This is a genomic window from Nesterenkonia flava, assembly GCF_031432335.1.
Taxonomy (GTDB): Bacteria; Actinomycetota; Actinomycetes; order Actinomycetales; family Micrococcaceae; genus Nesterenkonia; species Nesterenkonia flava.
In genome coordinates, this window is sequence record NZ_JAVKGT010000049.1 from 1 (window position 1) to 12,448 (window position 12,448).

Annotated in this window: 15 protein-coding genes; 4 read left to right on the forward strand and 11 right to left on the reverse strand. The window is 64.3% G+C overall.

The window, feature by feature from the left end; genetic code table 11:
- Window positions 1–128 precede the first annotated feature (128 nt).
- Together RH857_RS12930 and RH857_RS12935 are read left to right on the forward strand one after the other, a co-directional pair.
- Window positions 129–458, forward strand: coding sequence for a putative quinol monooxygenase (locus tag RH857_RS12930; RefSeq protein ID WP_310538393.1), 330 nt, complete (start codon window positions 129–131; stop codon window positions 456–458).
- A gap of 157 nt (window positions 459–615) precedes the next feature.
- Complete coding sequence (locus tag RH857_RS12935) at window positions 616–1,419, forward strand: ParA family protein (protein WP_310538394.1); 804 nt, start codon at window positions 616–618, stop codon at window positions 1,417–1,419.
- Window positions 1,420–1,496: 77 nt separating this feature from the next.
- Here RH857_RS12935 and RH857_RS12940 read toward each other — a convergent pair whose 3' ends face one another.
- The 7 genes from RH857_RS12940 to RH857_RS12970 form a co-directional block, all read right to left on the reverse strand.
- The gene (locus tag RH857_RS12940) at window positions 1,497–2,060 is read right to left on the reverse strand and encodes a MerR family transcriptional regulator (RefSeq protein WP_310538406.1); all 564 of its coding nucleotides are present in this window, start codon (window positions 2,058–2,060) and stop codon (window positions 1,497–1,499) included.
- Window positions 2,061–2,201: 141 nt separating this feature from the next.
- Window positions 2,202–2,771 carry a bifunctional nuclease family protein gene (locus tag RH857_RS12945; protein ID WP_310538395.1) on the reverse strand — a complete coding sequence of 190 codons (570 nt, stop codon included), beginning with the start codon at window positions 2,769–2,771 and terminating at the stop codon, window positions 2,202–2,204.
- A 78-nt stretch (window positions 2,772–2,849) separates the two neighbouring features.
- Window positions 2,850–3,608: a transcriptional regulator FtsR gene (ftsR, locus tag RH857_RS12950; RefSeq protein WP_310538396.1), complete on the reverse strand. Its 759-nt coding sequence runs from the start codon at window positions 3,606–3,608 to the stop codon at window positions 2,850–2,852.
- Window positions 3,609–3,682: 74 nt separating this feature from the next.
- The gene (locus RH857_RS12955) at window positions 3,683–4,117 is read right to left on the reverse strand and encodes an FHA domain-containing protein (RefSeq protein WP_310538397.1); all 435 of its coding nucleotides are present in this window, start codon (window positions 4,115–4,117) and stop codon (window positions 3,683–3,685) included.
- A 79-nt stretch (window positions 4,118–4,196) separates the two neighbouring features.
- A complete protein-coding gene (gcvH, locus tag RH857_RS12960; protein ID WP_310538398.1) occupies window positions 4,197–4,583 on the reverse strand; it encodes a glycine cleavage system protein GcvH in 387 nt (128 codons plus the stop codon).
- Window positions 4,584–4,680: 97 nt separating this feature from the next.
- Window positions 4,681–5,385, reverse strand: a complete 705-nt coding sequence (locus tag RH857_RS12965; protein ID WP_310538399.1) for a response regulator — start codon at window positions 5,383–5,385, stop codon at window positions 4,681–4,683.
- Entirely contained in the window at window positions 5,378–6,568 is a 1,191-nt protein-coding gene (locus RH857_RS12970) for a sensor histidine kinase (protein WP_310538400.1), read from the reverse strand. Before RH857_RS12970 ends, RH857_RS12965 begins: the two co-directional genes overlap by 8 nt.
- Window positions 6,569–6,677: 109 nt before the next feature.
- Here RH857_RS12970 and RH857_RS12975 point away from each other — a divergent pair, with 109 nt between their 5' ends.
- Both RH857_RS12975 and RH857_RS12980 read left to right on the forward strand, forming a co-directional pair.
- On the forward strand, window positions 6,678–7,436 hold the full coding sequence (locus RH857_RS12975; RefSeq protein WP_310538401.1) for an ABC transporter ATP-binding protein: 759 nt from the start codon (window positions 6,678–6,680) through the stop codon (window positions 7,434–7,436).
- Window positions 7,437–7,507: 71 nt separating this feature from the next.
- Complete coding sequence (locus RH857_RS12980; RefSeq protein ID WP_310538407.1) at window positions 7,508–8,236, forward strand: ABC transporter permease; 729 nt, start codon at window positions 7,508–7,510, stop codon at window positions 8,234–8,236.
- Between the two features lie 5 nt (window positions 8,237–8,241).
- Here the strand turns inward: RH857_RS12980 and RH857_RS12985 are convergent, their stop codons facing one another.
- From RH857_RS12985 to RH857_RS13000, 4 genes are all read right to left on the reverse strand, one after another.
- The gene (locus RH857_RS12985) at window positions 8,242–9,483 is read right to left on the reverse strand and encodes an ABC transporter ATP-binding protein (protein WP_310538402.1); all 1,242 of its coding nucleotides are present in this window, start codon (window positions 9,481–9,483) and stop codon (window positions 8,242–8,244) included.
- A gap of 30 nt (window positions 9,484–9,513) precedes the next feature.
- Entirely contained in the window at window positions 9,514–10,362 is an 849-nt protein-coding gene (locus RH857_RS12990) for a carbohydrate ABC transporter permease (RefSeq protein WP_310538403.1), read from the reverse strand.
- A 2-nt stretch (window positions 10,363–10,364) separates the two neighbouring features.
- Window positions 10,365–11,336, reverse strand: a complete 972-nt coding sequence (locus tag RH857_RS12995) for a carbohydrate ABC transporter permease (RefSeq protein ID WP_310538404.1) — start codon at window positions 11,334–11,336, stop codon at window positions 10,365–10,367.
- Window positions 11,333–12,448: extracellular solute-binding protein (locus tag RH857_RS13000; RefSeq protein ID WP_310538405.1), on the reverse strand; the 1,116-nt coding region annotated here is incomplete at its 5' end. The genes RH857_RS12995 and RH857_RS13000, both read right to left, overlap by 4 nt.

Here is a 12,448-nt window from a genome sequence, read left to right on the forward strand (position 1 = left end):
CTTTTCTATGAGGCACGGCCCCTGGCTACGCGGGGACTTTCTCTGAGTCTCGTCGAGACTCTTCGGAATGATCCGCACGTCTCATAAAGTTGCATACGAACGAACACCCACCGACGAAAGGCGAGCCTGTGATTTTCATTGTCGTGAAGTTCAATGTGTTGCCCGAGAAGGCCGACGAGTGGCCCGAGATCACTCGCGAGTTCACCGAGGGCACCCGCGCCGAGCCCGGCAACAAGTGGTTCGAGTGGTCCCGCAGCGTCGAGAATCCCCATGAGTACGTGCTCGTGGAGGCTTTCGAGGACGACGCCGCCGGAGCCCACGTGAACTCCGAGCATTTCCAGAAGGCCATCTCCCCCGAGGGCGAGATGTACCAGGCCTTGGCCTCCACCCCCAAGATCATCTCCCGCAAGATCGAGGGCGATGACTGGGACGAGATGGGTGAGATGAAGATCGGCTGATCTTCCTCTCCCGCATTGCGACTCGGCGTCCGACTGCCTCCTTGTGGAGGGCGTGTCGGGCGCCGAGCTGTCTGCGGGGGCGGATCCGACCCAGATATTTTCACGGGCGCGCGAGGGGGTCCACCACGTGGGCGCACATCATCCCTATGATGGAGGGGTGCAGATTCTCAGCGTCTCCAGTCTGAAGGGTGGGGTCGGCAAGACCTCCGTCACCATGGGTCTGGCTTCGGCTGCCCTTCACAGTGGGCTGTCGACCCTGGTCATCGACCTGGACCCCCACGCCGATGCGACCACCGGGCTCTCCGTCTCCCGTGGTGCGGGCACCGAGGCTGGTCAGCTGCTGCGCGATGCCCGCAAGGCCAAGATTGCCGATCACGTGGTCCCCTCCGGATGGATGGATCTGGTCCCTGAGGATCAGCGCGGTCCCCATGGGCGGCTCGACGTCGTCGTCGGATCCGCACTGTCTGCCACTTTTGACCGTCCTGATATTCGCCCCAAGGACATGCGTCGGCTGAAGACTCTGCTCACCGGCCTCAGCGGCTACGACGTGGTGCTCATTGACTGCCCGCCCTCGCTTTCGGGTTTGACCCGTATCGCCTGGTCGGCCGCCAATCAGGTGCTTCTGGTCGCAGAGCCCAGCTTGTTCTCCGTGGCCGGCACCGAACGTACGATGCGCGCCATTCGAATGTTCTCGAACGAATTTGCTCCCCAGCTGAAGTCTGCCGGAGTCATCGTGAACCGGGCACGGGCCGATTCCACCGAGCACGAGTACCGTCTGCTGGAGATGGAGAACCTCTACCAGGATGCGCTGATGCTTCCGGTGCTGGAGGAGAACCCCATCTGGCAGCAGATCCAAGGCGCCGCCTACCCTGTGCATCAGTGGCCGGGCGATCAGGTGCTCGATATGGCCAAGAGCTTCGACGAGCTGCTGAAGCAGCTGGTGCCGGAGCTGAAGAAGTAACGAGCCCCACGGAAAAACCGGCGGAATCGCCCCAGGCGACCGCCGGTTTTTCTGTCTCTGGAGCTGTGGGTCTCCTGTTAGGAGGCCTGCTTGGCAGCGCGACGGCGAGCAAGCTCGTCGAAAGCGTCCAGCTCTGGCTGCGCGGCCTGCGCCGGCGCCGCCTGCTCTTCCGAACGTTCGCGGGGCAGCTCAGCGAGGCTTCCCTCCACCTCGCGCCAAACACGGCCTACGGCGATGCCGAAGACCCCCTGACCGCCCTGCACAAGGTCAATGACCTCGTCGTGGGAGGTGCACTCGTAGACAGAGGCGCCGTCTGACATCAGGGTGATCTGCGCCAGGTCCTCGACACCGCGCTCACGCAGGTGTTCGATGGCCGCTCGGATCTGCTGGAGGGAGACGCCGGTGTCGAGCAGCCGCTTGACCACTTTGAGGACCAGAATGTCCCGGAAGGAGTACAGACGGGCAGAACCGGAGCCCGCGGCGTTGCGCAGCGAGGGCTCGACGAGCTTGGTGCGCGCCCAGTAATCGAGCTGGCGGTAGGTAATGCCTGCCGCGGCACAGGCCACCGGTCCGCGGTAGCCCATCTCTTCATCAAGCTGGGGTAAGCCGTCGGCAAAAAGAGGCTCCTGGTGGGCGGTCACCCGGCCGCGGGGTGCGGCTGCGGTGTCAGCGCGAGAATCCAGACTCACCGGTCACCTTCCTCATCAAGTATCGATCTGCTTCCCCAGTGTAGTGGTCCTGGGCCCGTAAAGCGCGGGTGAATGACGGCGAGTCCGGGGGTTTTAGGAACGGCCGAAGTCCTCGGGATCCGCACGGTCAAGGTATTTCTGAAACTCTTCAATCTCTTCCTCAGAGATCGGGCCGGTCGCCTTGACCTGAGAGGCCTCCGGACTCGGCCCTGGCGCCTCGCCGTCGGGATCCTTCAGGGCGGAGGACTGATAGCGAGGTGTCACCGAGACGGCCCGCAGCGTGGCGCGGTCCATAGTGACGGGACAGCGTGCCCGCACAGCCACAGCAATGGCGTCAGAGGCACGGGAATCCAGCTCAGCACCTCCGTTGAGCCGGATGGTGCCGCAGTAGGTGGAGGAATCAAGAAGGCCGATTTCAATGGAGGCCACTCCCCCGCCCAAGGTCTCCAGCGCCTGGGCCAGCAGATCATGGGTCATGGGCCGCGGGGGTTCCTGCTGCTGAAGGGCCCGGGCGACGGCGGCCGCTTCGGCAGGTCCGACGACGACGGCCACATGCATACTCTCGTAGCCCGGCTCGGCCCCTCGCAGGATCAGCACCGGCTGATTCGCCGGCAGCTCAACGCGAACTCCGATCACGTCGAGTCGGATCTGTTGAGTCTCCATAGCCAAAGTGTAATGACTCTGGCCCGGCGCCGCGCAGGGCGGCTTCATCTGAGGTCGAAGGCCTCCGGCCCTGTGCACTCAGTTCTTGTCGAGCTGTTCCACCGCGGAGTCCATCATGGAGGATCGCAGGTCTTTGAGACACTGCAGCATCTCCTTGGACTGCTCGGCAACCCGGGCTCGCGCAGCGGCGTCCTTGCGGGCTGCATAAGGGGCCATCGCACGCCCGATCAGATCCAGTTCCGCATCCGCGGAACGCCGCAGACTGACCAGGTGTTTAGGCTCCAGGCCGTACCGCGCAAGGACCCGCACCGCTTTGACGGCCTTGAGGTCATGGTGGCTGTAGTTGCCCTGGGCGTCGGCGGAGATGATCCGGAACTTCTCCAAGGTGTCGAGCATGCCGCGGGTCGCCCCCGAATGGGCACGCAGCTCCTTGCGGCTCATCGGACGAATGCGTCCGGTGATCTGAGCGGCCATCTCGCCGGTGACCTCACGGGGTCCGACAGGGGCCGCGTCAGGTAGAGCCTCGGGCGTCTCCCCGGCGTCGATGGCGTCCATCGTCTGCTTGATGACGTCCAGCGGCATGTACCGGTCACGCTGCAGCGCCAGAATGAAGCGAAGGCGCTCGACGTCGGCGGCGCAGTATTTGCGGTAGCCGCTCGGTGTGCGGGCGGGCTCCACCAGATCCCGCTCCTCGAGGAAACGCAGCTTCGAGGCCGTCAGATCGGGGAAATCACCCTGGAGTTCGCGCAGCACTTCAGAGATGGTGAAGACATGCGAGTGCGCAGGATCCTCGGATGCGGCCGCCGAGGTGGGTTTCGGCACGGGAGAAGCGCTCACTGCGTATCCTCTTTCGGGCTCAGGGGAAGGAAAGAAGTCAGCCTCAGAATAGCGTGCCGCAGCACGATCCTCCGTTATTTGGAGCCTGAGTAGTAGGTGAGCCGGAATTTGCCGATCTGCACTTCGTCCCCGGCCTTCAGCAGGTACCTGTCCACGCGGTCGTGATTGACGTAGGTCCCGTTGAGACTGCCGAGGTCCTCCAACTCGAACCCGGCCTCGACGCGGTGGAACTTCAGATGACGGCGGGAGACGGTCACGTCGTCCAGGAAGATGTCGGCGTCGGGGTGCCGGCCTACCGTGGTGGTGTCCTGGTCCAGAAGGAAGCGGGCGCCCTGGTTTCCGCCAGTGTGGGCGATCAGCAGCGCCGAGTTCTTCGGCAGAGCCTCGATAGCGGCTTTGTCCGTGGCCGAGAGTGTCGGCTCGCCGGAGGCGGGCGCGGTGGGGGGAAGAGAGATGCTCGTCGTCTCCGACGCGCTGCCTCCGTTATCCCGTGTGCCTGCGGACTCCACTGCCGCCTCCTTTCAGGCTTCTCGCCTCGACATCCCGTGACATCGGTGAATGGTCACGAGTATATAACGACGCAGGTGCTCAGCCTACCTGGTTGGTGTAGTCCTCGGCAGAGAGGAGCGTCTCAATGCCGGAGATTTCCGACAGGCGGATCTCGAAGAGCCAGCCGGCGCCGTAGGGGTCAGCGTTGATTGCCTGCGGCTCCTGGTCCAGAGCCGTATTGACGGCGACGATCGTGCCAGCCACGGGCGCATAGATGTCCGAGACGGACTTGGTGGACTCCACCTCACCCACCACATCCCCGGCGGCCACTTCAGCGTCGACCGCGGCGTGTTCGACGTAGACCACCTCACCGAGTGCATCCTGGGCGAAGTCGGTGATGCCCACACGCACAACACCTTCGGTGTCGGTCTGAGCAACCCACTCGTGCTCGGCGCTGTACTTCAGTTCTGCGGGAATGCTGCTCATCTGCTCCGTGTCGCCCTTCTGACCGGGTTTTCCTGTCCCACACAACTTAGCACCCCCACGCCTGTGCCTCGGGCACGTGAATCGCCCTCCGGCCTGATCAGCTCAGCAGCCCTTCGCGGAGCGCTCGGAGCACCGCATTGGTGCGGTCCCGTGCACCCAGCTTGAGCAGGATGGCTGAGAGGTGATTCTTCACCGTGCCCTCCGCCAGGTGCACGATGCCGGCAATCTGCCGGTTGCTGTAGCCCTCGGCCACCAGACGCAGCACCTCAAGCTCCCGGTCGGTGAGCGGCTGGATCGGGACGTCTCCCGCGCCGACCGGAGGTGGCCCTGACCGAATGGCTCTCAGCAGGCCCTCCGTGATGGAGGGCGCGATCAGCGTCCCGCCCTGGGCCAGGGTGTGTACCCCGCGAGCCAGCTGGTCCACGGTGACGTCCTTGAGCAGATAGCCGCGCGCCCCGGTGCGCAGAGCGTCAAGGACCAAGGTGTCGTCGTCGAACGTGGTGAGCACCAGCACCGGCGGAGCGGCGTTGACGCCCTCTGGCTGCTCCGTATCGTCTCGGGCGAACTCCTCGGAGAGCTGCTGAAGGAACCACAGACCGTCATAACGCGGCATCCGCAGATCGAGCAGGACGACGTCGGGCCGGTGCCGGGCCACGGCGGCGAGCGCCTCGGCTCCGTCGCCGGCCTCGGCGATGACCGTGATGCCGCCTAGTTCCAGCAGGGTTCGGATCCCCTGGCGGACCAGGGTTTGGTCGTCGACGACGAGCACGCGCGGAACGCTGCTTCCGCGCACTTCAGACATCCCGGTACCTCTCCCCCTGCAGCACCGGTCTCCCCGCAGTCGGGAGCAGCACCTCCACGGTGAACTCGGGCCAGGGCGTCACCACCAGCTCCCCGCCGAGGAGCTCCAGCCTTTCCCGAAGCCCGTTGAGTCCGTGTCCGAAGACCACACGTTTGGGGGCTACCCCGTCGTTGACGGCCCGCAGGATGACCGCGGCACCCGTGGCGCGATCACTCAGCGACACGGTGAGGCTGAGGTTCTGGGCTTCGGAGTGCTTGACGGTGTTAGTGATGATCTCCTGGGCGGCACGGACCAGAGCACCGGCCTGCTCTTCGTCCACCGCCACCGCCGGATCGACCTCTACCTGAATGCTGAGCGAGGGCACAGCGGCGGCCAGTCGTTCCACGTTGGCCCGCACATCCGCGGGTTCGGCTTCGCGAAGCTCTCCCACGGTGGTACGTACCTCCCCCAGCAGCTCTTTGGCCACTGCCGCCGCTCGCTCAATGTGCACCTCAGCATGGCCTCCGCGCGTTCGATGCCTGGCAGCCTCCAGCTCGAGGTTCAGGACGGTGAGCTGGTGTCCGACGGCGTCATGCAGCTCCCGGGAGATCCGCAGCCGCTCGGCCGTCTTGGCGGAGGTCTCCAACAGCACCCCTGCCGCCTCCAGCTCCACATTCTTCTCCTCCAGCTCTGCCCGAAGAGCTGATTCCCGGTACAGGGCGTAGGTGCTCAGCACAGAAGCAGAGTGGATGATCAGGTAGAAGACCACGGTGACGGCCAAGCTGACAGCGTCCGCTCCCTGCATCAGCTGCTGGATCGCGGCCACGGTGCAGTTGAGCAGAATGACGACGCCGACCACCCAGATCGGCAGAAGATACGTCCCGACCGCGGCGAGGGCCACCAAAAGCACCACCAGCATGCCCTGCTCCGGCATCGTGAGGACCACGGACCAACCCAGACCAACGGCGGCCCCGTAGACCATCCGGGCCCCCTGCGCGCCCAGCTGACCGCTGAGGGACCACACCACCGCAGCGAGCGATCCCAAGAACAGCCCGGACCACATCCAGGCCGGAATATGGGGCCCCGGCCCGAGGAGCAGCAGGAGCACCCCGATGCCCAGGCACAGCACGGCGATAGCGGCACCCGAGTAGACCTCCGTCAGGTGCCGCCGCCGGGCATGCCCCGACTGCCCAGTGGTTTCCATACCGCCAGACTACTCAGCACCGCTGTGGCGGCGGGGGTGCCGAAAGTCATGTGCCAGGCGATGACCACCGGCACCTGTGCGACCGGAAAGCAGACGACAGGCTGGAGCCATGACAGCTAGCAAGCAGAACCTGCTCCTCGCGGTAGATGCCCGAGACCTGGTCAAACGCTACAAGCACAAGACCGCGGTGGACGGGATCAGTCTTCAGATCGCCCAGGGAGAGACCTTCGGCGTCTTGGGCACCAACGGGGCCGGCAAGACCACCACTGTGGAGATGCTGGCCGGGCTGAGGAAACCGACCCGGGGGTCAGTGCGCATCCTGGGACTGGACCCGTTCACCGATCGTGCCGCGGTGCGGCAGCTTCTTGGGGTCCAACTGCAGCAGGCTTACCTGCACGGCTCGCTCACTGCACGGGAGCTGGTAGACCTCTACCGCAGCTTCTATCCTCATCCGCTCAGCACTGACCAGGCCCTGACCATGGTGGAGCTCATCGAGAAGGCGAGGACGAGGTTTGACAACCTCTCGGGCGGTCAGATGCAGCGGCTCTCGATTGCTCTTGCCCTGATCGGACGGCCAAAGGTGGTGATCCTGGACGAGCTGACCACGGGCCTTGATCCTCGGGCCCGACGCAGGATCTGGGCGACCCTCGAGTCTCTGACCCAGCAGACGGTGATTCTCGTCAGCCACGCCATGGACGAGGTGGAGCGACTGTGTGACCGCGTGGCGCTGATCGATGACGGACGCATCATCGCCCAGGGCACTTCGGACCAGCTGAAGGAGCGGGCCGGCGCCCAGACCTTAGAGGATGCGTTCGTCACCCTCACCGGAAAAGAGATGTACGACGACGAGGAGGATGACGTCCAGTGAACCAGCAGGGAGAGCAAGCGAACGCGAGCGCAGCACCATCTCGCACCCGAAGGCCCGGGACGGCGGCATGGGTGAGGCTGATCCAGGCCGAAGCGAGGATGGTGATGCGGGATACCGCAGGTCTGATTGTCCCGCTGGGGATGCCGCTGCTGATCCTGGCGATGCAGGCGATCTCCTTCGACGACGTCAGACAGGAGATGAGCGAGGGCATCACCGTCCTGGACTTCTACCTGCTGCCGGTGGTGGTGACCATGGTGGTGTCCACGATCGCGGTCATCAACATGCCCAGCTTCCTGGCCACCTACCGCAAGACCAAGCTGCTGCGGCGACTGGCGGTAACCCCGGCCTCGCCCGCGATGGTCCTGGTCGCCCAGATGGTGGTGAGCTTTCTCCAAGTCATCCTCGGCATCACCCTCGCCTACGCGGTAGCAATGGCGTTCTTCGGTGCGAACCTGCCGCATCACCGGCTGACTGCGCTCGGTGTTCTGCTGGCCACCTGTGCGGCCCTCTACGGAGTCGGCATGATCGTGGCCTCAGTTGCGCCGACGCCGAACTCCTCCGTGGCCATCGGACTGCTCGCCTTCTTCGGGCTGGCGGCCCTTGGGGGCATGTTCGGCCCCGTGCAGAACCTGCCCGAAGCCCTGCAGCAGCTCAGCAGCTGGTTGCCCTTCGGGGCAGCGGTCGAGGCCTTCCAGTCGGCCTGGATCGGTGAGCCCGTGCAGGCGCAGAGATGGCTGGTGCTGGCGGGAGCCGCTGTGCTGGGGGCCGGCGTGGCCGGGGTGCTTTTCCGCTGGGACTGACCAGGTCAGCCCTGGGCAGCACGCTCGGCGTCGCGGCGCCGATCCTCCTTGGCGATGCGGGTCAATTCGGCCCCGGCCTCTGCATCACGCGTGAGGTTCTCCCCCGTCGCCGGATCAAAGAGATGGATCCGCCGGGAATCGACCCAGAGCTCGGCCTCGTCACCGCCGCGGAGACGTGAACTGGTGTCCACTGCCACCACCAGCTGGGAGCGCAGCTCGTCGGTGTCCATCTCCTCGGCGAGGTTCTGCAGAGTCTCGGCCACGCGCGGGTCATTCTCGTAAGTGACATAGACGTACTGCTCGTTGCCCAGCCACTCGGTGTGGCTGAGCTCCGCGCGGAAAGTAGACCCACGGGAGAGGTGTAGCTCCTCCAGCGTGGCAGCGTCCTCGAAGAACTCGGGGCGGATCCCTGCCAGCACAATGTCATGGCCCTGGCCCGCCTGTGCGGTCTGTTCGGGAAGCTCGATGTCCCCGAGAGGGGTCCTCAGAGTGGTGCCTTCCACCGTGCCGGGCACAAAGTTCATGGACGGTGCTCCGATGAACCCCGCCACAAAGAGGTTTGCCGGCTGCTCGTAGAGCTCCCGGGGGGAGGCTACCTGCTGCAGCTCGCCCTTCTTCAGCACCGCCACACGGTCTCCCAGGGTCATGGCCTCGGTCTGATCGTGGGTCACGTAGAGGCTGGTGGTGCCCAGGCGTCGCTGCAGCTGGGAGATCTCCGCGCGCATCTGTCCGCGAAGCTTCGCGTCAAGGTTGGAGAGCGGCTCGTCGAAGAGGAACGCGTTGGCCTCCCTCACGATGGCCCGCCCCATGGCCACGCGCTGACGCTGACCGCCCGAGAGGTTGCCCGGCTTGCGCTCGAGGTGGTCTTCCAGTTCCAGCATGGACGCGGCGCGGCGCACGCGCTCATCCACCTCGTCGTCGCTGAACTTGCCCTTGGTCAGTCGCATCGGGAAAGCGATGTTCTCGTAGACCGTCAGGTGCGGGTAGAGTGCGTAGTTCTGGAAGACCATGGCCAGGTTCCGCTCGCGAGGCTGCTTCTCGTTGCTGCGCTCGCCGTCGATCAGCAGCTCCCCGGAGGTGATGTCTTCCAGTCCAGCGACCATGCGCAGCAGGGTCGACTTACCGCAACCGGAGGGTCCCACGAGGATCACGAACTCGCCGTCCTCGATCTCCAGGGAGACGTTGTTGACCGCCGGATAGCCGTCGTCGTACTCCTTGACGATGTTCTGCAGGGTGATGGATGCCATGAGAGGGGCCCTTTCCTTAAAACGTGTGTGTCAGCCCTTGACCGCGCCCTGGGTCAGGCCGGAGACGATCTGACGTTGGAACAGCAGCACAAGCACGACGACGGGAATCGTCACCACGATCGCGGCTGCCGAGATGGCGCCGGTGGGCTCCTCGAACTGTGAGGCGCCGGTGAAGAACGCCAGAGCTGCCGGCACCGGCCGGGCGGCTTCGGTGGAGGTCAGCGAAATGCCGTAGACGAAGTCATTCCATGCGATGAAGAACGCGATGATCGCCGTGGTGAACACCCCTGGCAGTGCCAGCGGGACGATCGCCTTGCGGAAGGCCTGCCATTGCGTGGCCCCGTCCACTTGAGCGGCCTGCTCCAGTTCCCACGGGATCTGCCGGAAGAAGGCCGACAACGTCCAGATAGAGATGGGCAGTGTCAGCGAGAGGTACGGAATGATCAGGCCGAGCCAGGTGTCGTAGAGCCCGATAGTGCGCCACAGGTTGAACAGCGGTGTGACCACCGAGATCACGGGGAAGATCGAGACCGCAAGGGCAGCGCCCAAGATGAGCCGCTTGCCCGGAAAGTTCAGCCGCGCGATGGCATAGGCGGCCAGCGTGGCCAGCACCACCGCAATGGCGGTGGAGATGAGGGTGATGCCGATGGAGTTGCGCAGCGCACTGAGGAACAGCCCCTGAGCGCTGCCGGTCAGGATCATCTCGTAGTTGGCCCAGGTCCAGGTGTTGGGAAGGAAGGACTGGTTGCCCAGACCGGCCGGTGTCTTGAAGCTGGTGGCCAGGATGGCAGCCACCGGGAACAGCGCGTACAGCAGGACGAGGACCGTGAGGATCGCCCAGCTCAGCCGCTGACGTGTGCTGAGTTTCGAAGTCGCCATGACTACTTGCCTCCCTCTTTCTTCTTCCCGCCGGAGGCGTCGGTACCGCTGGCCAGATCGACTTTGAAGAGCTTGATCGCGGCGAAGCACATCAGCAGCACACAGGCGAAGAGCACTACCGAGACAGCTGAACCAAGGCCGATCTCAAGCCGCGAGATGGACTGCCGGTATGCCAGCAGGGCGAGCACTTCAGTTCCTTGTGAACCGCCGGTCATAATGAAGACGTTGTCGAAGATGCGGAAGGCATCGAGTGCGCGGAAGAGCACCGCCACCATGATTGCTGCCTTCATATTGGGAAGGATCACCCGGGTCAGCTGCTGACGCCAGGTAGCGCCGTCGACTTTCGCTGCTTCGACCAGCTCATCGGGAACCTGTGCCAGACCAGCCAGGAGCAGCAGCGCGATGAACGGCGTGGTCTTCCAAATCTCGGAGGCCATAATGACGAACAGCGCCGTCCAGGTATTGGCGAACCAGTCCAGCTCGGCGCTGATGCCCGGCACCCAGGAGAACCAGTTGTTGATGAAACCTGAGTTGATGTCGAACATGTAGTACCAGGCGAAAGCCGAGACCACGGTGATGATGCCGTAGGGCACCAGGATTGCGGTGCGCAGCAGGCCCCGCAGCGACTTCAGCGCCCGGTGCATCACCATCGCCAAAGCGAAGCCTAAGACCAGCTCCACCGCCACAGTGACGATGGTGATGAACACGGTGACCAGGAATGGACGCCAGAAACCCCAGTCCGTGAACAGCAAGATGTAGTTGTCCAGGAAGACGAAGGCCCGGTCATCTGGCGCGGTCAGCCGGAAGGAGAACATCGAGTCGAAGACGGCCTGTGCGATGGGGTAGGCGGTCACCGCCACCATGAGGAAGAATGCGGGCCCCGCCAGCAGCCAGCCGAGCCGGGCTTCCGAGCGTGCCCGACGGGACTTTGCCCGGGCTATGCTTCCGCGCTTGGATTCGGAGGTTGTGCTCACAGCAGGCGCTCCCCTCGCAGGACGTCAGTGATGTAACGGTCAGCTTCGGCCGGAGTGGAATCGGGGTCCACACCGGAGACCGGGGTGAAGGATTCCTGAATGACCTCGGAGATTTCGTTGTAGAACGGGGTCTGCGGCCGGGGCGCCGCCCCGTCCAGTGCCTCGCGGATGGTGTCGGCCATCGGATAGTCCTCCTCGATCCGGGGATCTTCAAAGGCTGACGCGGAGGACGGCGGATTGCCGTTGGTGACGAAGTACTCTGCTTGGTTCTCCGGGGTCACGATGCACTCGATCGCCTGGAATGCCAGATCTGGGTGCTCAGACTCTGCTCCCACGCCTAGGTTGATGCCACCCAGCGGTGCCGCGGCAGGAGAGTCTTCATCCACCCGCGGATAGGGTGCCCAGCCGATGTCCTCGGGCAGGGATGAGTCCAAGCTGCCTTCTTCTGCCGCAGCGTTGGTGGCTGCCCAGACGAAGGGCCAGTTCACCATGAAGGAACCGCTGTCACGCTGGAAGAGCAGCATGGACTGATTCTCGTCCATGGACGCGATGCCTGGGCCGCCGAGTCCTTCAGATCCGATTCGCCCCAGGATCTCGGCGGCGTTTCGTCCGGCCTCGGAGTCGAGGTTGGTCTCTAACTCTTCTGCTGAGGCGGCCGGATCCACAATCACAGACTCGCCCTGGGATTCGATGAGTGCATTGACCCAGACGGTCATGGACTCGGCACGGATGCCCTGCACCCCCAGGTACTTGTCCTGCTCTATGGCGGCGTCGATGACCTCTTCCCAGGTCACTGGCTGGCTCATGTCCAGCCCTGCCTCTTCAGCCACCGATTTCCGATACCAGAGGATCTGAGTATTGGCCCAGAATGGGACGGTGACAAGCTCATCGTTCCAGGTGGCCCCTGCCAGGGCGCCTTCCAGGGTGTCCTGGGTGGTCCGCTCCGCGACATCGTCGGGAACTGGAGCGAGGAACCCTGCTTCGGCCAGTTCGGGGATGAATGGGGGATCCAGGGACATGATGTCCAGCGATGAGTCCCCTGCCGCCAGACGTCGGGCTAGCTGTAGTTCCTCGACACGTTGTGAACAGTCCGTGACGTGAGCGGAGACCTC

Excerpts from the sequence above, each read along its gene's own strand:
- RH857_RS12945 (WP_310538395.1), bottom strand. The coding sequence starts at position 2,771 with ATGGAGACTCAACAGATCCGACTCGACGTGATCGGAGTTCGCGTTGAG.
- gcvH (WP_310538398.1), bottom strand. The coding sequence starts at position 4,583 with ATGAGCAGCATTCCCGCAGAACTGAAGTACAGCGCCGAGCACGAGTGG.
- RH857_RS12965 (WP_310538399.1), bottom strand. The coding sequence starts at position 5,385 with ATGTCTGAAGTGCGCGGAAGCAGCGTTCCGCGCGTGCTCGTCGTCGAC.
- RH857_RS12970 (WP_310538400.1), bottom strand. The coding sequence starts at position 6,568 with ATGGAAACCACTGGGCAGTCGGGGCATGCCCGGCGGCGGCACCTGACG.
- RH857_RS12975 (WP_310538401.1), top strand. The coding sequence starts at position 6,678 with ATGACAGCTAGCAAGCAGAACCTGCTCCTCGCGGTAGATGCCCGAGAC.
- RH857_RS12985 (WP_310538402.1), bottom strand. The coding sequence starts at position 9,483 with ATGGCATCCATCACCCTGCAGAACATCGTCAAGGAGTACGACGACGGC.
- RH857_RS12990 (WP_310538403.1), bottom strand. The coding sequence starts at position 10,362 with ATGGCGACTTCGAAACTCAGCACACGTCAGCGGCTGAGCTGGGCGATC.